Source organism: Serratia sp. KH_031, from assembly GCF_057839655.1.
In genome coordinates this window covers 3,617,267-3,633,660 of sequence record NZ_CM174496.1, presented here as the reverse complement: position 1 = coordinate 3,633,660, position 16,394 = coordinate 3,617,267, and the positions used below count along the sequence as shown (strand labels likewise).

14 protein-coding genes and 1 pseudogene are annotated in these 16,394 nt (G+C 50.6%); 3 read left to right on the top strand and 12 right to left on the bottom strand.

Annotated features, from left to right (window positions below; genetic code table 11):
• Positions 1 to 49: 49 nt before the first annotated feature.
• Together AC3ISQ_RS16280 and AC3ISQ_RS16275 are read right to left on the bottom strand one after the other, a co-directional pair.
• Positions 50 to 1,306, bottom strand: coding sequence for an MFS transporter (locus tag AC3ISQ_RS16280; RefSeq protein ID WP_489348165.1), 1,257 nt, complete (start codon positions 1,304 to 1,306; stop codon positions 50 to 52).
• A gap of 55 nt (positions 1,307 to 1,361) precedes the next feature.
• Complete coding sequence (locus tag AC3ISQ_RS16275; protein ID WP_489348163.1) at positions 1,362 to 4,469, bottom strand: beta-galactosidase; 3,108 nt, start codon at positions 4,467 to 4,469, stop codon at positions 1,362 to 1,364.
• 239 nt (positions 4,470 to 4,708) lie between these two features.
• Here AC3ISQ_RS16275 and AC3ISQ_RS16270 point away from each other — a divergent pair, with 239 nt between their 5' ends.
• Positions 4,709 to 5,779 (top strand): LacI family DNA-binding transcriptional regulator, encoded by a 1,071-nt coding sequence (locus AC3ISQ_RS16270; RefSeq protein WP_489348161.1) that lies wholly within the window; start codon positions 4,709 to 4,711, stop codon positions 5,777 to 5,779.
• 27 nt (positions 5,780 to 5,806) lie between these two features.
• Here AC3ISQ_RS16270 and AC3ISQ_RS16265 read toward each other — a convergent pair whose 3' ends face one another.
• From AC3ISQ_RS16265 to dsdX, 3 genes are all read right to left on the bottom strand, one after another.
• A complete protein-coding gene (locus tag AC3ISQ_RS16265; protein ID WP_489348159.1) occupies positions 5,807 to 5,938 on the bottom strand; it encodes a hypothetical protein in 132 nt (43 codons plus the stop codon).
• Positions 5,939 to 6,059: 121 nt separating this feature from the next.
• Complete coding sequence (gene dsdA / locus AC3ISQ_RS16260) at positions 6,060 to 7,385, bottom strand: D-serine ammonia-lyase (protein WP_489348157.1); 1,326 nt, start codon at positions 7,383 to 7,385, stop codon at positions 6,060 to 6,062.
• 17 nt (positions 7,386 to 7,402) lie between these two features.
• Positions 7,403 to 8,740 (bottom strand): D-serine transporter DsdX, encoded by a 1,338-nt coding sequence (gene dsdX, locus AC3ISQ_RS16255; protein WP_489348155.1) that lies wholly within the window; start codon positions 8,738 to 8,740, stop codon positions 7,403 to 7,405.
• Between the two features lie 197 nt (positions 8,741 to 8,937).
• On the opposite strand from dsdX, the gene dsdC reads away from it, so the two are divergent.
• Positions 8,938 to 9,864, top strand: a complete 927-nt coding sequence (gene dsdC, locus AC3ISQ_RS16250) for a DNA-binding transcriptional regulator DsdC (RefSeq protein WP_489348153.1) — start codon at positions 8,938 to 8,940, stop codon at positions 9,862 to 9,864.
• A gap of 20 nt (positions 9,865 to 9,884) precedes the next feature.
• On the opposite strand, the gene AC3ISQ_RS16245 is transcribed toward dsdC, so the two are convergent.
• Together AC3ISQ_RS16245 and AC3ISQ_RS16240 are read right to left on the bottom strand one after the other, a co-directional pair.
• Positions 9,885 to 11,246, bottom strand: a complete 1,362-nt coding sequence (locus tag AC3ISQ_RS16245; protein WP_489348151.1) for a sensor histidine kinase — start codon at positions 11,244 to 11,246, stop codon at positions 9,885 to 9,887.
• Entirely contained in the window at positions 11,243 to 11,902 is a 660-nt protein-coding gene (locus AC3ISQ_RS16240; RefSeq protein WP_489348149.1) for a response regulator, read from the bottom strand. Before AC3ISQ_RS16240 ends, AC3ISQ_RS16245 begins: the two co-directional genes overlap by 4 nt.
• Positions 11,903 to 12,071: 169 nt before the next feature.
• Between AC3ISQ_RS16240 and AC3ISQ_RS16235 the strand changes: the two genes are divergently transcribed.
• Entirely contained in the window at positions 12,072 to 12,449 is a 378-nt protein-coding gene (locus AC3ISQ_RS16235) for a helix-turn-helix domain-containing protein (protein ID WP_489348147.1), read from the top strand.
• Here the strand turns inward: AC3ISQ_RS16235 and AC3ISQ_RS16230 are convergent.
• The 5 genes and pseudogenes from AC3ISQ_RS16230 to AC3ISQ_RS16210 form a co-directional block, all read right to left on the bottom strand.
• A complete protein-coding gene (locus tag AC3ISQ_RS16230) occupies positions 12,434 to 13,354 on the bottom strand; it encodes a glycosyltransferase (RefSeq protein ID WP_489348146.1) in 921 nt (306 codons plus the stop codon). The genes AC3ISQ_RS16235 and AC3ISQ_RS16230 overlap by 16 nt on opposite strands.
• 90 nt (positions 13,355 to 13,444) lie before the next feature.
• Positions 13,445 to 14,326 carry an AraC family transcriptional regulator gene (locus AC3ISQ_RS16225; protein ID WP_489348144.1) on the bottom strand — a complete coding sequence of 294 codons (882 nt, stop codon included), beginning with the start codon at positions 14,324 to 14,326 and terminating at the stop codon, positions 13,445 to 13,447.
• A gap of 76 nt (positions 14,327 to 14,402) precedes the next feature.
• Positions 14,403 to 14,525, bottom strand: a pseudogene (locus AC3ISQ_RS16220) (AbgT family transporter); the annotation flags it as partial.
• Between the two features lie 55 nt (positions 14,526 to 14,580).
• Positions 14,581 to 15,939 carry a PepSY-associated TM helix domain-containing protein gene (locus AC3ISQ_RS16215; protein WP_489348142.1) on the bottom strand — a complete coding sequence of 453 codons (1,359 nt, stop codon included), beginning with the start codon at positions 15,937 to 15,939 and terminating at the stop codon, positions 14,581 to 14,583.
• A 30-nt stretch (positions 15,940 to 15,969) separates the two neighbouring features.
• Entirely contained in the window at positions 15,970 to 16,326 is a 357-nt protein-coding gene (locus tag AC3ISQ_RS16210) for a DUF2946 domain-containing protein (protein ID WP_489348141.1), read from the bottom strand.
• Positions 16,327 to 16,394: the final 68 nt, after the last annotated feature.

Sequence of the window (16,394 nt, the reverse complement as noted above, 5' to 3'; positions counted from 1 at the left end):
AACTTGTTATTGAAAAACCACAAGCTAATATTCGATATTGACTGTTAGTTTATGCTTTACCGACTTCCTGAGCCAAAAACGGCTGCTTTGGCGAGTTACTCAGTGTGAAGAACGAAAGCACGGTGAAAGATGCCGTTATCAGACCGAGCACCAGATACGCCTGACTGAACCCCACCGAGTCGTACATTGAGCCAGCCCAAGTGGATAGCACTACACCAGAAAGCTGTTTTGATAAATTAAAGCCAATTAAAAATAGTGTGGCCGATAAGCGCGGATCGAATACTGAAGAAATATATTTAAACGTCCCGACCAACAAGAATGGCAGTTCAAACATATGCAGCATTTTGAGAATAATCACTTCGGTGCTGGTGGTAGCAAAAGACGAACCCGTGATCCTGGCGGACATAATGACACCGGCAATAAGTAGTGCATTTTTAGCGCCAATGCGATTAATAATGAACGGGGCAAAAAACATAATGGTAGCATTCAGCAATTCACCGCCCGTGGTGACATAACCAAAGACTTCGGTGCCTTTTTGTGGTGATGAAAAGAACCCTTTGAAGAAGTTGGCGAATTGCTGATCAAATACGTCGTAAATGCTGGCAACGCCGATGACATAAATTAAAAATGCCCAGAAGCGTGGCATCTTCAATAATTCCACCACCATGCGCAGCGAGAATTCTTGGTTTTGCTTGATATCGACATCCATAGAGGTTGCCGGAGCCGGGCGCGACAGTAACAACAAAACCGCCAGCACCAGCGCAAAACCGGAAGCGATCCAGAAGGTGATATTAGGGTTAATGCTGAATAAGATGCCGGTCAACGAGGCGCAAATTGCCCAGCCTATACAGCCGGATACGCGAACCTGACCATATTCAAAGCGGTTGGTACGACTGACTCGTTCAATATAGGCCTCTACCGCACCAGAACCCCCGGAAAAAACGCAGCCAAGATACATGCCGCCAGCCATCGCCCCTAAGTAAATGTTGTATTGTAAAAGCGGCGATAACACATAGATAAAGAAGGGAGCAAACAATACCAGCAGCACGACGATGCACCAGAGTAAATGTTTACGTAGTCCCAGCTTATCGGAAATTAATCCAAAGGCGATTTGAAACACAATGGCGAAAAGTGATATTGAAGAGAACACCAAGCCAGTTTCGGTTTTGGTTAAATGGTTAACATCTGCCAGCCAGACCGGGAAAAAGGGAAAGTAGGCGGACATAATAAAATAATAGAAAAAGAAGAACAGCATGAAATAAATAAAGTTATGTTGTTCTCGGCTACTGAGCGCTGATAATTTCATAGGGTATTTCCGCTATTATTATTTATGGAAATGGAGGGGCAGCCCCCTCCGGCGATCAGTTAAGGCGAATGGTCAACTGATACCGCCATTCGGTATCCAGTAATAACCATTGCTTTAGTACGCTAGGCGTCCAAGAGTCATCCCCGCCAACTCCCATGTGTTGTGCATCTAGCGAGATCCATACCCCGTCTTCTGGCTTCATTTTATGCCAGTGCGACGTCTCCATTAATTGTTGAATGCTATAGGGTTGTAGCGAGAAATGAAAATTGCCACGCACCTGCCAGATTCCCCAGTTCAAGGCTTTGGTTTCGCAACGCAGGCCATTTTCTGTTGGGAAAATATAAGGCGTACTCATTTCACTTAACGGTAACTGCCAGCGAGAGAAGCAGGCACTGCTACGGCGATCCGGATAGTTTTCATGCGGGCCAAGACCCAACCAACTGACCGCATCATTTTGTGGTTTTGCCTTGAAGACGAGCCCGACGCGTGGCAGCGGTGGCAGATTTTTAGCGCGTTCTCCCTCAACGGTAAGATGCAAATCGCCATGCCCGTCAAAACGCATTTGCCAACGGCTGACAATCACCATCCCGCTATGGCTGTGGTAATGCCATTCGCTGCTGATGACGATGTCATCGCCGAAGTGAGTTGCTTCACACCGCACACATTCTGATTCCAGATGATAAAGCCCGGCACTTTTCCAACGCTCAACCCAAGCGTTAGGATCGATTCGCGTCACTTCGCTGACGCCGATGTCATTATCAATCGGGGCGCGGACAAACTGGTCACGCAATGGCTGCATGAGTTGCTCTTCGCCGTCTTTTAACCACTGGCAAAGTAACCCGCTGGTGCGGTCGATTGTCCATTGTTGGTTCGCCACCTGTACGCTGAATTCTGTACTGGTCGTTGTCAGTACCGGAACATGAGCGGCAACGGATTTCGGTGATAACACTAAGGCGGTGGCCAGAGGATATTGCTGCCAAGCTACGCGGTGTCCTGCGGCGGACCATGGCGTCGCCTGTGGTTGAACCACCTCCAGCGTTAGCCAAACATCATTGATGCCATCAGGGAGCTCGAGATTTTCGACCAGCGTCAGTTCAACATTCTCTCCGGGTTCGATAAGCAGCGTTTCACTTCCTGCCATGATCGGTTGACCTGCGGTTTCTATTTTCCAGTGCAGCGTTTCGTTGTCTGTCTGACGGAACAAATACTCACTGGTAATTTGCACTTTCAGCGGTTGCTGATCAGATAACGAGAACTGGAAGAATTGCTGTGCATGTTTTGCTTCGGTGAGGGAAGGGTGCGCAGTACGGTCGGGGAAAACCAAACCGTTCATACAGAATTGGCGATCGTTGGGGGTATCACCAAAATCGCCGCCATAGGCCCAACCTTGAATGCCATCGTCAAAGGTTTTAGTGATGGCTTGGTCAGCCCAGTCCCAGATGAATCCGCCTTGCAGACGTGGATACTCACGAAAAGCCTGCCAGTAGTCGGCAAAGTTACCCAAACTGTTCCCCATCGCATGGGCGTATTCACACAGGATCAGCGGGCGCTGTTCACCGGGTAAACTGATCCACTTTTTGATCGCCCATTTCGGTACTGCCGGGATCATCAAATCTGTTTCGACGCGTGAATACATCGGGCAGATAATATCCGTTACCGCCGTATCCCCACCGCCGCCTTCGTACTGAACCGGGCGTGAGGGATCATTTTTCTTCAGCCACTGATAGAGTGCGTCGTGGTTTGCGCCATAGCCAGATTCATTACCCAGCGACCAAATGATGATGCAGGGATGATTACGGTTAGCTTGCACCATTCGCGTCACACGTGCGCTATAGGCGGGCAGCCAGCTTACGTCATCAGAAAGGCGGCTCATGGGCACCATGCCGTGGGTTTCAATATTCGCCTCATCGACCACGTACAAACCGTAGCGATTGCAGAGTTGATACCAGCGTGAAGTATTCGGGTAGTGGGAACAGCGGACGGCGTTAAAGTTATTCTGCTTCATCAGCAAAATGTCTTGCACCATATCGGCTTCGGTGACCACTTGGCCATGCAGGTGATGATGCTCATGGCGATTTACCCCGCGAATCAACAGCGGTTTGCCATTGACTCGTAACAGTCCGTTTTTAATCTCAACCGCACGAAAACCCACGTCACAGGCTTCTGTCTGGATGAGTTTTTCGCCCAGCCACAGCGCCACCACCACGCGGTAACAGTGTGGCGTTTCAGCGCTCCATAATTGAGGACGCTGAACCGGCAGATTCAGGTACGCCCACTCGGCATAACTTCCTCGGTCGTCAATCGCTGGCGTACCGAGCGGTTGACGTATTGCATTAATCCGTCGATCGTCTTGCCAGAGAGAAACTTCGACTTCCAGCTCGGTTAAACGCGCGCTGGGTGCCGAGACGCTGAGCCGTACATTGAGTTCTGCATCCCGATAGAGTGCATCCAGCACTGGCGTTACCTGCATATCGGTCAGATGAATTTCCGGCAGATGCAGCAAAGAAACGGAACGGAAAATACCGCTCATACGCCACATATCCTGATCTTCTAGCCAAGTGCCGGCACTCCAGCGCATAACCATCACGCAGAGGCGGTTGTCTCCCGCGTGCAGGAATGACGTTAGATCAAACTCCGCAGGCAGGCGGCTATCGACCGAGTAACCGACCCAATGACCGTTGCACCACAGATGAAACGCAGAGTTCACACCATCAAAAATGATGCGTGTCAGACCGGCCTCCAGCCATTCGGAGGGAACGTTGATCACACGGGAATAGCACCCGGTGGCATTCTCTTGCGGTACCCACGGCGGAGTGGTTTCGATGGGATAACGAACGTTGGTGTAAATCGGCGCATCATCGCCGGTCATTTGCCAGTTTGAGGGCACCGTCACCGCACGAGCATCCGACAAATCCTGCTGTAACCAATTGGCGTCAACCGCCTGTGGGCTGGCTCGCCAAGCGAACTGCCAGTCGCCATCCAGAGAACAACGCTGTGGTGATGCCTTTTCATCCCGTGCTTGCGCAATATCGCGCCATCCGCTGAATTCAGGATGTGCCGGTAACCGATTTACATGAGTGACCGCCTGTTGTTGCCAGTCACGGCGATTGAGGATTTCGAGAAAACCGACCTCAGGAAATGAAGCTCCCGTACTCTGCGTCATATTGTTACCTTTTATCTGTCAAAATGTCATGCGCTGTACATAGTGATTAATTTAGTCAGATGATCAGCCTGGTTAGCAAATGAAGCTTTTGTCAAATTCAGAGATGATCACGAATGTGGCTAAATAACGTGCGTAATTGTCATTGCTAAGACATAAAATGTTAGCGCTATACATGTTATAAAAGATCCTCATTGACGCCGGTAAACTCGATACGCATGATGCAAAAAAAGGGGGGGAGAATGAATAATAGACAAGCAACGTTGAGCGATGTGGCGCGTGAGGCTGGGGTGTCGCAGCAAACCGTCTCACGAGTACTGAATAACCCGGCGTTGGTATCAGCGCGAACCTACGAAAAAGTGATGCAGGCAATGAACGCATTGCATTATGTGCCGAACCGTTCCGCTCAGTTACTGGCTGGGAAGATTATGCCGGCACTGGGGTTAATCACGGCGTCGTTGACTTATCATGCCCCCTCACAGATTGCCGCGGCGATAAAAAGTCATGCGGAAGAGAGGCAGTTGCAGGTCTCTGTTGCGATGTTGAAAGGGGCGGAATATGAGGCATTGCAGCGGGTGCTCAACGAATTCAGAGCGCAGAATATTCGCGGCATTATCATTAACTTGCCACTTGAAAGTGAATTGGCTGAACGTTTGGTACGGGAAAATGACGATCTGATCGGTCTATTCTTGGATGTTCCGCCGGACACCGATGTTTCTTGTGTGCGTTTTGATCACCGAGAAGGCTCGGACGCCTGCGTTAAACACTTATGGGAATTGGGACACCGGCAGTTCGGATTGCTCGCGGGGCCTGCGCACTCTATTTCCGCGCGGTTACGCCTCGGTTGCTGGCGGGAGTCGCTGCATCGGCTTGGGGTGAGTAATGCCATCACGGCCTGGGGCGATTGGAGCGCCAGTAGTGGCTGGGGGAAAACCTTCGAATTAATCCATGCCAATCCGCGTATCAGCGCCATTGTGGTGGCAAACGATCAGATGGCGTTGGGGGTGTTAAGCGCACTGGCTCAATTGAAGCGCACTGGTGCCAATGCGGTTTCAGTCACCGGCTATGACGATACGGCGGACAGCCTCTTCTTTCAGCCCGCGTTAACCACTGTTGCTCAGGATTTCGACCTGCTGGGAAAAAGTGCCGTAGAACGGGTGATTGCCTTGATGTCTCAGCCGAACCCATCTCACAAGGTGATGACGTTGTTGCCAACCCGGCTGGTGGTGCGTGAATCCACGTATCCACATCCACGAGAAGAAACGGCGACGGATATTGTGGAGCAGCTAAAATCATTGATAAATCAGCTTTAATAGGAACCACCTAACGATATGTCGGGCTCAGTCATAGGTATTTTCTTCATAATGCTGTGAATGTGTTATCACGCTTCTCAATGGCATCGTCATCGCTGCCAATAAACATCCGGCAGAAATAACGGCGACCAGTAACCAATCGATATGTGTTAAATGCATCTGAAGTTCTCCTCTGTGAATCGGGGTTGCAAAACCGGGCAACCCCTTCATGAGAACTTTACTTTACTGCGGATGAAAAACGAGCTTTTGTGAGTCCAATTTGAGCCTAAGTGGCTTGGTATTAGGCTTTGGCTAAATATTTCGCCATTTCTTCGGCAGGAACCATGCCGCCACCGGTCGCCCAGACAACGTGGGTGGCTTGCCCTAGCTGCTGTTGGGTGAAGTGATGCATTGCCTGATATTCCTTGTCTTGCAGCACTTGAACTGCGCCCGCCATACCCGCCAATGCGGAAGGTTCCAGTTGGATATTTTCTTCACGGCTCAGTAGGCCCAGTAGTTCATACATCGTCTGGTCATCCAACGTGTAGAAGCCGTCTAATAACCGCTCCATCGCGCGCCCGACAAAGCCGGAAGCACGGCCTACCGCTAATCCATCGGCCGCAGTCACGTTGTCGATACCAATGTCTTGTACCGAGATGTTGTCGTGCAGACCGGTGCTGACGCCAAGCAACATACAAGGAGAATGCGTCGGCTCGGCAAAAATGCAGTGAACATGATCGCCAAAGGCCAGTTTCAAACCAAATGCCACGCCGCCGGGACCACCGCCCACGCCACACGGCAGATAAACAAACAGCGGATGCTCGCTATCTACCGGGATGTTGAATTCATTGAATTGTCTTTTCAGCCGCTCACCGGCAACGGAATAGCCAAGGAACAGCGTGTGTGAGTTTTCGTCATCAATGAAGAAGCAATTCGCATCGCCTTCCGCCGCTTTACGACCTTGCTCAACGGCGACGCCATAGTCTTCGCTGTATTCAACCACGATCACACCGTGGCTGCGCAGCTTGGCTTTTTTCCACTCACGGGCATCGGCGGACATATGCACCGTGACCTTGAAGCCCAAGCGCGCGCTCATGATGCCGATCGATAACCCCAGATTACCGGTAGAACCGACGGCAATGCTGTATTGGCTAAAGAAGTCTTTAAATTCGGGTGCCAGCAGTTTGCTGTAATCATCAGTCGGGCTGAGTAATCTCGCGGCAATTGCCAGTTTCTCTGCGTGGGTCAGTACTTCGTAAATCCCACCGCGCGCCTTGATCGAGCCGGAAATCGGCAAATGGCTGTCTTTTTTCAGCAATAACTGCCCCGGAATGGTGAGGCCATATTTATCGCCCAACGCTTTTTGCATCTTGGGAATGGCGACCAGTGGGGATTCAATGATACCGCCGGTTGATGCGGTTTCTGCAAAAGCTCCGGCGAGGTAGGGCGCAAAGCGTTGCAAACGTGCGCGTGCATCTGCGACGTCGTTGGCGTCGAGACCAACAAACGGCAATCCTTGCTCAAGAGAGGTGAAACCGGGGTTGAACCAGCGGGTTTCTTTCAGCTCAATCAAGTCTTTTACGATCGGATGTTGGTTTACCAGTGTTTCAATGTCTTGTTTGTTCATAACAAATTTCTCAATCGTTAGATGAAATAAGAAAGCAGGAAAGTCGCGCCCAGTGCTGCAAATGAAGCAACGAAGGTGGCGGTGGTATAGAACTTAAACGTCTCGTTTAATGTGGTGCCGCAATACTGTTTGACTAACCAGAACAACGAATCCGTCACGATGGTGCAGCCGATAGCGCCGGAACCGATGGCAATGGCGATAATTTCTGGGCTGATATTGGGATAGAGCGGCAGCATCGGTGCGACGATCGCTGTGGCACCCATCATCGCTACGGTGGCAGAACCGACGGCGGCGTGCAGAATCAGTGCCACTAGCCAAGCCAGCAAAATAGGGTGCATATCCAGATTGGATAAGATCACGGCGAGGGTGTCAGCCAACCCGCTGGTTTTTAAAATGCTGTTGAATGCACCACCGGCACCAATAATCAGCAGAATATTAGCGATGGAGGAAAAGCCTCCTTCGGTGTGTTTCAGTAGTTCGCTCATGCCCATGTGGCGACGCAGCCCTAACACGTAATACGCCATGAACACCGCGATAAACATCGCAGTAATAGGATTACCGATAAATTCCAGCAAGGTATAAATCTGTGTCTCTTTCGCCAGATTCAGTTCGGCGACGGTTTTCACCAACATCAGAATAATAGGCAGTAATACGGTAAACAGCGTGGCACCCAGTGACGGCAAACTGCTTTCTTCTCTGACCTGTAGGGAAGAAAACTCCGCAGGAACCGATTTAAACGGCAAACGATCACCGACTAAGCGTAGGAATAGTGGCCCACCGACTACCGAAGCCAGTAGCCCGACCAACAGGCCATAAACGATCACGGTGCCAACATCCGCCCCCAATTTATTGGTGACAAATAACGCGGCTGGATGCGGCGGCACCACGCAGTGTACGGCCATCAACGCGGTACACAGTGGAATGGCGAGCTTGAGCAAAGAGATGTTAGTGCTGCGAGCAATGGAAAACGCGAGTGGGATCAGCAACACCACGCCGACTTCGACAAATAGCGTGATACCGCAAATCAACCCGACTAACACCATGATCATATCGACGGAGAGCCATTTGCAGCGTTGCAGGGCGATACCGATACGTTCCGCCGCCCCGGAAACCTCCATCATCTTGCCGAGAATGGTGCCTAGGCCGATTACTGTCGCTAAGAACCCTAGCGTACTACCGATACCACTTTCTATCGCATTGACCATATCAATTGGCCCCATGCCCATCATGGTGCCGACAAAGAAACTGGCTAATAGCAGTGCTAAAAATGGATGAAATTTGAACTTCACTATCGTCAGAACAATTAACACAATACTGACCAGTAACGTGCTGGCCACCCAAATTTGTGATTCCATAACTCGCCCCGCCATGTTGTTTTATTTACCCCTATTGGATAAAAAATCCGTGTGGTCGACAAACGATATAAATTCGCCTTCACATGAGCTGTATTAGATCAACCATGTGACATGGTTCGTTTTTTAGCGTAAAAAACTCATCATGATATAAATTGATTCATCTTTTTGATGTTTTGTTGACCTGTGGTGGGAGTGTTATGAACAATAATCGGCGTAGCAACTATTTACTCAATGGTTGGCAACTCTCGAAACTTCATACTTTCGAGGTGGCGGCTCGGCATGAGTCCTTTGCTTTGGCTGCCGAAGAGTTATCTATCACGCCGAGTGCGGTCAGCCACCGGATCAATCAGTTAGAAGCCGAGCTGGGGATCGACCTGTTTGTGCGTTCGCACCGTAAAATTGAACTGACCAGTGAAGGGAAACGCGTTTTTTGGGCGCTGAAGTCTTCCCTCGATTCATTGAATCAGGAGGTGTTGGACATTAAAAATCAGGCGCTTTCCGGCAGCCTGACGGTCTATTCACGTCCTTCCATTGCACAGTGTTGGTTAGTCCCCGCGTTGGCTGATTTTTCACAACGTTACCCCGCGATCAGCCTGACGATTTTGACCGGCAATGAAAACGTTAACTTCCAGCGGGCGGGAATCGATCTGGCGATTTATTTTGATGACCAGCCATCGCCCCAATTGACGCACCATTATCTGATGGATGAAACCATGATCCCGGTATGTAGCCCGGAGTATGCCCGGCGTTTTGAACTGGAAGGTAATTTGGCGAATTTGGCGCACGTGCGGTTTTTACACGATCGTCAGGCTTGGAGTTATGACTCAGGCACCGATGAATGGCGCAGTTGGTTACAACATTTCGGCATCGATATTGATACCGGGATGGGGACAGGGTTTGATCGTTCCGATCTCGCCGTTATCGCGGCAATGAACGATGCTGGCGTAGCGATGGGGCGCAAAAGATTGGTGCAAAAGCGATTGGATAAAGGTGAGCTGGTGGCACCTTTCCCCAATATGGAGCTGAAGTGTGCCCAACATTATTATGTCTCGACGCTCTCGGAACGTTCGTGGCCGAAGGTCGAGGCATTTATTGATTGGCTGAAAATGCGGGCAGAATCATGATGTGGGCAGAGTCATAGTCATCAATTCCCTTTTTCCAATATCACTCTGGCACACAGACCCACCACTTTCTGATTGGAGTAACGGTTTTGCAATTCCACTTTGATGCCGTGGCGCAGTGCCACGCTTTGCGCGATGGTCAGCCCCAAACCGCTGCCTTGGATTTCCGCCCCGGCAGAACGGGCGAAACGGTCAAAGGCGCGTGGGATAAACTCTTCCGGCATTCCTGGTCCGTTATCGATAATCTCGACCACAATATGGCTGTCGCTTTCCTTCAACACCACATCGACAATCGTGCCTTCTGGCGTGTGCAGCATGGCGTTGGCAATCAAATTATCAAACAGACTGCGCAGTTCAGAGCGATCGCCCCGAATGTGATGATCCCCCGAACCGGTAAACCCAATATCGATACCGCGCTGATCCGCAAGGATCATCAACTGTTCGATGCTTTCTTTGAGTAAGGATTCGAGAGCCAGATCCGCCATTTTAGGCGAAATATCGCTGCCGTCTTGCCGCGTCAAACTGAGTAGTTGAGCAACCAGATGCCGGGCACGTACCACACCGGCTTCCAACTGGGCGAAACGCTCGCTGGCTTCGCCGGGGGCGATATGTTGGCGTAGGTTTTCCAATTGCAGACTGATCGCGGTGATTGGTGTACGTAGCTCATGTGCTGCGTCCTGCAAGAAATGACTTTGCGAATCAAAGGCTTTTCTCAAACGGGATAAGACGCTGTTGTAAGATTCCACCAGCGGGACTATCTCATCTGGCACGCGTGTGGGTGCCAGACCGGAGATGTGGCGGGTATCCTGTGAAGCAACGACCAGCGAAGCGGTTTTCAAATCACGCGAGACACGCCAAATCACCATCCACAGCACGATAAATGACAGTGGCAGGAAGATAACCAATGGGAAAATAGCGACCAGTACCCGTTTAAACACCAGCTTGCGCATAAAGTTGATGCTGTGGATCACCTGAATGGTTTTGGCCTGACTGTTTGTTTCACCCACGCGGGTATAAACACGCCACCACTGATCACCTGCAGTGTTGACGCTATGCAAACCGGCTGTTTGTAGTGGGATCGCGAGCGGCGGCCACGAGCTGGTTTGTAATTGCCCGTCTTTATCCCAAACCTGTACGATAAAGGCTTCTTTTTTCTCGACGTTTTTAGCTTCGTTCAATTGTAAGTGGGGGATTTTGGCATTCAGCGCGTAGGCGTTGGCTAGTTGCTCTAATTGATCGTCTTTGATGGTTTCAATTAACGCACCGTAACTGGCGTAAAAGTACCAAACGATGCTGCTGATGGTCAGCAGGTGTACACAGACCAGACTGAACAGCAGTTTATTACGCAGCGAGCGGGTAATGACGCGGAACGGGTTGAATTTCATGTGACGCGCACTCGCCAACCTAAGCCACGCACATTACGGATAAAATCGTTACCGACTTTGCGGCGCATACCGTGGATCAATACGTCGATGGCGTTGCTGGTGACTTCTTCTCCCCAGCCGTAAATGCGGTTTTCTAACTGTTCGCGTGACAAAATTGCACCGGGACGTTCGAGCAAGGCATATAGCAAAGCGTATTCACGCGCGGTTAACTGTTCGCGTTGCCCTTGCATGATGACTTCTTTCGTCACCATATCCAATTGGATGTCTTTGGTGCCGATCATCGAGTCTGCCGAACCGTGGCGGCGACGGGTAATGGCGCGAATCCGCGCTAAGACTTCCTGAAAATCGAAGGGTTTTAGCAGGTAATCATCGGCACCCATATCCAGCCCATGAATGCGTTCCTGCAAACTGTCGCGAGCAGTCAGGATCAGCACCGGGGTCATATCGCCACGCGCGCGCGCCTTGCGCAGTACCTGCATTCCATCATCACGCGGTAAACCGAGATCCAGCAACACGCAGGTATAATCGCCATCGGCCCAAGCATTGGTAGCAAGAATACCATCGCGTATCCAGTCTACGGACCAGCCGACGCCTTCTAACGCGTGCTTGAGGTTAGCGCCAATCATCTCGTCGTCTTCAACCAGCAGAACCCGCATACATTTTTCGCCTTTATGACACCCGCTAATTTCAGGGTATTTTAAATCGGTTTTCTTAGCGAAGAATTATGCTCTCGGGTTGCTAATTTTCAGCTAATTTTTCGCTAATTAATGGGTAATCTTTACTGGTTAAACTGCCGCCATGTAGTAAACAGTAGGATCGACAGTGATGAGAGAAGACCAATTTATTCATAGCCTTCTGGTTTGGATCGAAACCAATCTGGATAAGAACCTGAACCTTGATGAAGTGGCGCTGCGAGCGGGCTATTCAAAATGGCACTTACAGCGGCTATTTAAACGTAAGACTGGCGTGGCATTGGCGCAATATATTCGCCAACGACGTCTGACTGAATCGGCTTTAGCACTGTTGAATACCGATATGAGCATTGTTTCCGTAGTCGAAGAATTCGGTTTCGATACCCAACAGACCTATACCCGCACCTTTAAAAAATACTTTCAGGTCACGCCGGGGCAATTGCGCCGCAGTAAACGTGTGGAGCCAGAACGCCTGTTCTTTAGCCCGAACAGTTTTCACTTCGGGCAGTAATATCGAGGTTGAAAGTAGGCCACGTTGGTACCCGGCGTCGATTGTTCCTGATTGGCGTGTTGGACGATAAGTTGATTCAGCGAAGACGTCTGGGCATGGCTATATAAGTCAGGGTAAAAGGCGGTCTGCCACAGATTATATTTTTGATGGATATAAGTGGTGATTTTCCCCAGTCTGCTCGGCTGCTCGGTGATGCGTTTGGACTGCGGAATACGGATCGAGCAGATGTCTGTCGACAGCGTGAATTTGTTGTCATCCATAAATAGACGCACCCCAAGATCAATGTCTTCACCGCCATTACCGGCAAAGGCCTCATCGAACAAGCCGGCTTCAATCACCGCCTGTTTTTCGACACTAACGTGGTCGGTGCAGAAGAGATCAAATGGTGCAGGCCAATTGCCGATGTTGTACCCCAATTCATCGTATTGTGTCTGACGAATATCAACCGCCTTGTTGTCTCGCAGATAAGCCACCGAAGAGGCGACGTCTTGCGAGTTTATCAGCGGCTCCATGTTCGTTTGTTTTTCAGCATCATAGATATAGCCGATGCAGACCAGCGGGTGTTGACTGGCTTGATGTAAGTTGAGGTGTTGTTCCAATGCATCTTGCTGTAGCAGTACGCCGGTATCGATAAATAGTAGGTATTCACCTTCGGCAGCCATAATGCCGATATTACGTGCTTTACCGGCGCGTAAACCCTTATCCCGTTGCCAAAAATAGCGAATGTTCAGTTGCGAGGCGAAAGCGCTACAGATGCCTTGTGCGTTGTCGTTGCCGCCGTCATCGATCACGATAACCTCAAATTGGCGACGCGGTAACGTTTGGTGGCACAGGGCGGCCAGAGTTCGCCGCAACAAGGCTCGCTGGTTATAGGTTGGGATCACCATGCTAATGCGAATTGTCATAATTTTAGTGTCCTGAGTAAAACGGCAAAAAGGGTATGACAGTGTCGCTAAGCGGGGGATGTGCTCGCCACATTATTCTTGTTTTACTTGTTACATCTTGCTGTTTTCAGGCGCGTGAGTTTGGCGGAAATAGCTCGGGGAAGCGCCAAAACGCTGACGAAAGCGGGAGCTGAATTGGGCTGGCGAACTGAAACCACAATCCATAGCGATTTCCGTCATCGTCAGGTGGGTTCGCAATAGTCGCTGTTGTGCGTTGTGTAAACGGCGTTCCAACACATATTGATATGGGCTTTGTTGAAAGTGTTGTTGGAAGGTATGGGCGAAGTAGTACAGGCTCATGCCGACGTTGGCAGCCATTTCTCGCAAGGAAATTTTATTGCCCAGATTGTCTTCAATATATTCAAGCAACTGCTGTTTTTTCTGATCTGTCAGGGGATCATTTTTGTTTTGTATCGGAAGTGGTGTGGCGTGGGCATGCGCCGCCTCCATCAACATCGTCAACATTAAGGTTGAAGCATAAAACTCATCCTGCGGCTGCATTAGCTGCTGTCCGGCGAGTTGCAGCAGTGGATTTCTGATATTTAAGGCGGGGGAGAGTGAGCCCGTATGGCGCTGGCTACCATTAAAATAGGTGGTTAAGGTTGGGGAAATGGTGACCGCCATGCAACGCAGTGTCCCTTCGTCATAGAAAGCCGCGTCAAGATTGCAGCCTGCTGGCACCCAGTCTGCTACATGACTGACATGGCGGCGTGATGGCATCTTTTGCCGATCGACCCAGATATTGTGGTTTACGCTATTTTTGCCCTGATTATTCTGGAAGCCTTCCATTAAGAACAGGGTATGTGTCGATTTCTTCAATTGGACGCGGCAGGGGCCTTGGATGTGCATTTTATCGATGCGTCCAAAGGGGTAACAGATGGACTCTTGAGAAATAACGGCATTGTCACTGTAGTGTAAGCCCGATGTTTTCATGATGCATTTCCAATGGGGAATTCATTGGCAAGATCATATCGGGCTAGATGAAGCTGTGCTGGTGGATTCATGCGCCCCGGTATCGCACCGCCACCGCCATAATCAGACCAAAGTAACTCATCATTGGCGTGATTAAGTTAGTGGTGGAATCGCCGATACGGTAAGCCGCTTGGATCACTTCCGGCGCATAGCCTACCAACGGAACTCAAAAGTGTGATGCCCGTCATAAATATGAACGGGCATCTTAGGGTGAATTATGTGGCAATCGGTTGTTTTTTGAGACTAAACCGTTGGCTAATAATATCGATCAGGATAAAGACAGCTAGTCCGATCCCCATCAGTGGCAGGAATACGACCAGCAATATTGTCGGTAAAATCAGCGCCAGTTTAGTATGCCAAGGCAACAAACCCCATAACGCCAACAGCGTCGGAGCCCCCTGTTTGGCGGCCTGATGTTTAGGACGTCTGCGCCACCACATCAGATAACCCCAGACAATCATCACGCACAACCCGATACCAAACGCCGCCAGTACCAACTGATTGATCAACCCAAACAAAATCCCCATATGGGCGTCGATCCCCCAGCGGATCAATTTCGCGACCAGTGGATATTGGGCAAATTCGACTTTATCCACGATATTCATGCTTTCTGGATGAATAGCGACAGCATCAACTTGCGTTGGCCAGCTACGGTCGATCTCACTGACTGTCCAGGCGCGATCTGGTGTTGCTGGCGGACGGATTTCCACCTTACCCGCACTGATGCCGTTGCGACGTGCTTGCAATAACATCCAATCGTACATACGAGGATCGGGGTTACGCATCATGGCGTGTCCGCTGTGATCGCCATGATGATGAGCGTGCTCATCGGCTACGGCGGGTGCATCACTCAAGGTGCTATTTAACGGCGGGGTGCGCCAATCCAGCATCTGACGCACCACATTGATATTGTCACCTGCCCATTGTGACCACGTCAGGCCGGTGGCGGAGAACAGCAATAACAGTGGCAACAGAATCAAACCCAGCACGGCATGGCGACCGCGAAGACTTTTCTTGCGCGTCGGCTTGCGCACCGCCCATAACACCACACCACCTACCGCCGCCACCCATAACCAAGTGGCCGCTAACTCGCTGTAGTAACGGCCAAAATTGCCAAATAATGCACCGCTGTGTAAATAATCGATCCAGATCCGTAACGGCAAAATACCGCTGGTACCATAAACGGTTTGTTCACCCAATACCGCCAAGGTTACAGGATCGATAAACAGGGCGCGGCTCTCACCCGGTTTTAACGTTGGATCGGCGAACATCACACGGGTGCTGTGTCCGGGGCCAGAGGCTGGCCGAACTGCGGTAAGCTGTACGGTTTGTAAACCAGCCACCTGATGGGCCGCCAAGACTTGTCGCTCCAGTGGCTGCGGTTCCCCTTGCGAAGTTGGGTACAGCAGTTTGCCATACAGTTGATTTTCAATTTGCGGCGTCAGCACGTACAGTGTGCCGCTCAGTGCCGCCAGAAAGATAAAAGGGCCAATAAACAGGCCGATATAAAAATGCAGGCGCAATAGCAGCGCCATGAGTGCCGGACGGATTCCGACAGTTTTTTGCGTCGTCATAGGTTTCCCATCAATTAAAAAATTCACGATTTAAACGATGATGGAAAACTCAGGAGGCGCTCTGGGTTGTTGAGGCGGATAACCCGGGCTATCGGGGGGGGAGCAGAGTTGATAAACCTGTGTTTCGGGCTGCTTAACCGAGGTCACCGCTAAAGTAATGACATCTGCCGCCAACCAAGGTAACAGCGAAGGTAACAAGCAGTAATCACAGAGTGCGTGAGCGGTGCTGTGATGATCGTTGGGGGATGATGACGTGTGTTCGTGGTGTGAGGCCGCCGGAGTGGGGGCGAGAGCCTGAGAAATCACTGGTGCGATGAACAGCAAGGCGATAGCGAATAACGCTAGCCAGGCCGAACAACGTTGACGATGTTGAGTAAACAGGGTCATAAAAACACCAGAAAAATCGCGTGGGGGTCTCCCCCGAGCCCCGGCCACGCGATTTGGTTTATGGGTTC

Bases quoted from the DNA above. Each gene is read 5' to 3' on its own strand.
- dsdC (WP_489348153.1), top strand. From the start codon at position 8,938: ATGAACAATAATCGGCGTAGCAACTATTTACTCAATGGTTGGCAACTC.
- AC3ISQ_RS16230 (WP_489348146.1), bottom strand. From the start codon at position 13,354: ATGACAATTCGCATTAGCATGGTGATCCCAACCTATAACCAGCGAGCC.
- AC3ISQ_RS16275 (WP_489348163.1), bottom strand. From the start codon at position 4,469: ATGACGCAGAGTACGGGAGCTTCATTTCCTGAGGTCGGTTTTCTCGAA.
- AC3ISQ_RS16235 (WP_489348147.1), top strand. From the start codon at position 12,072: ATGAGAGAAGACCAATTTATTCATAGCCTTCTGGTTTGGATCGAAACC.
- AC3ISQ_RS16265 (WP_489348159.1), bottom strand. From the start codon at position 5,938: ATGCATTTAACACATATCGATTGGTTACTGGTCGCCGTTATTTCTGCC.
- AC3ISQ_RS16215 (WP_489348142.1), bottom strand. From the start codon at position 15,939: ATGACGACGCAAAAAACTGTCGGAATCCGTCCGGCACTCATGGCGCTG.
- dsdA (WP_489348157.1), bottom strand. From the start codon at position 7,385: ATGAACAAACAAGACATTGAAACACTGGTAAACCAACATCCGATCGTA.
- dsdX (WP_489348155.1), bottom strand. From the start codon at position 8,740: ATGGAATCACAAATTTGGGTGGCCAGCACGTTACTGGTCAGTATTGTG.
- AC3ISQ_RS16240 (WP_489348149.1), bottom strand. From the start codon at position 11,902: ATGCGGGTTCTGCTGGTTGAAGACGACGAGATGATTGGCGCTAACCTC.
- AC3ISQ_RS16225 (WP_489348144.1), bottom strand. From the start codon at position 14,326: ATGAAAACATCGGGCTTACACTACAGTGACAATGCCGTTATTTCTCAA.
- AC3ISQ_RS16270 (WP_489348161.1), top strand. From the start codon at position 4,709: ATGAATAATAGACAAGCAACGTTGAGCGATGTGGCGCGTGAGGCTGGG.
- AC3ISQ_RS16280 (WP_489348165.1), bottom strand. From the start codon at position 1,306: ATGAAATTATCAGCGCTCAGTAGCCGAGAACAACATAACTTTATTTAT.
- AC3ISQ_RS16210 (WP_489348141.1), bottom strand. From the start codon at position 16,326: ATGACCCTGTTTACTCAACATCGTCAACGTTGTTCGGCCTGGCTAGCG.
- AC3ISQ_RS16245 (WP_489348151.1), bottom strand. From the start codon at position 11,246: ATGAAATTCAACCCGTTCCGCGTCATTACCCGCTCGCTGCGTAATAAA.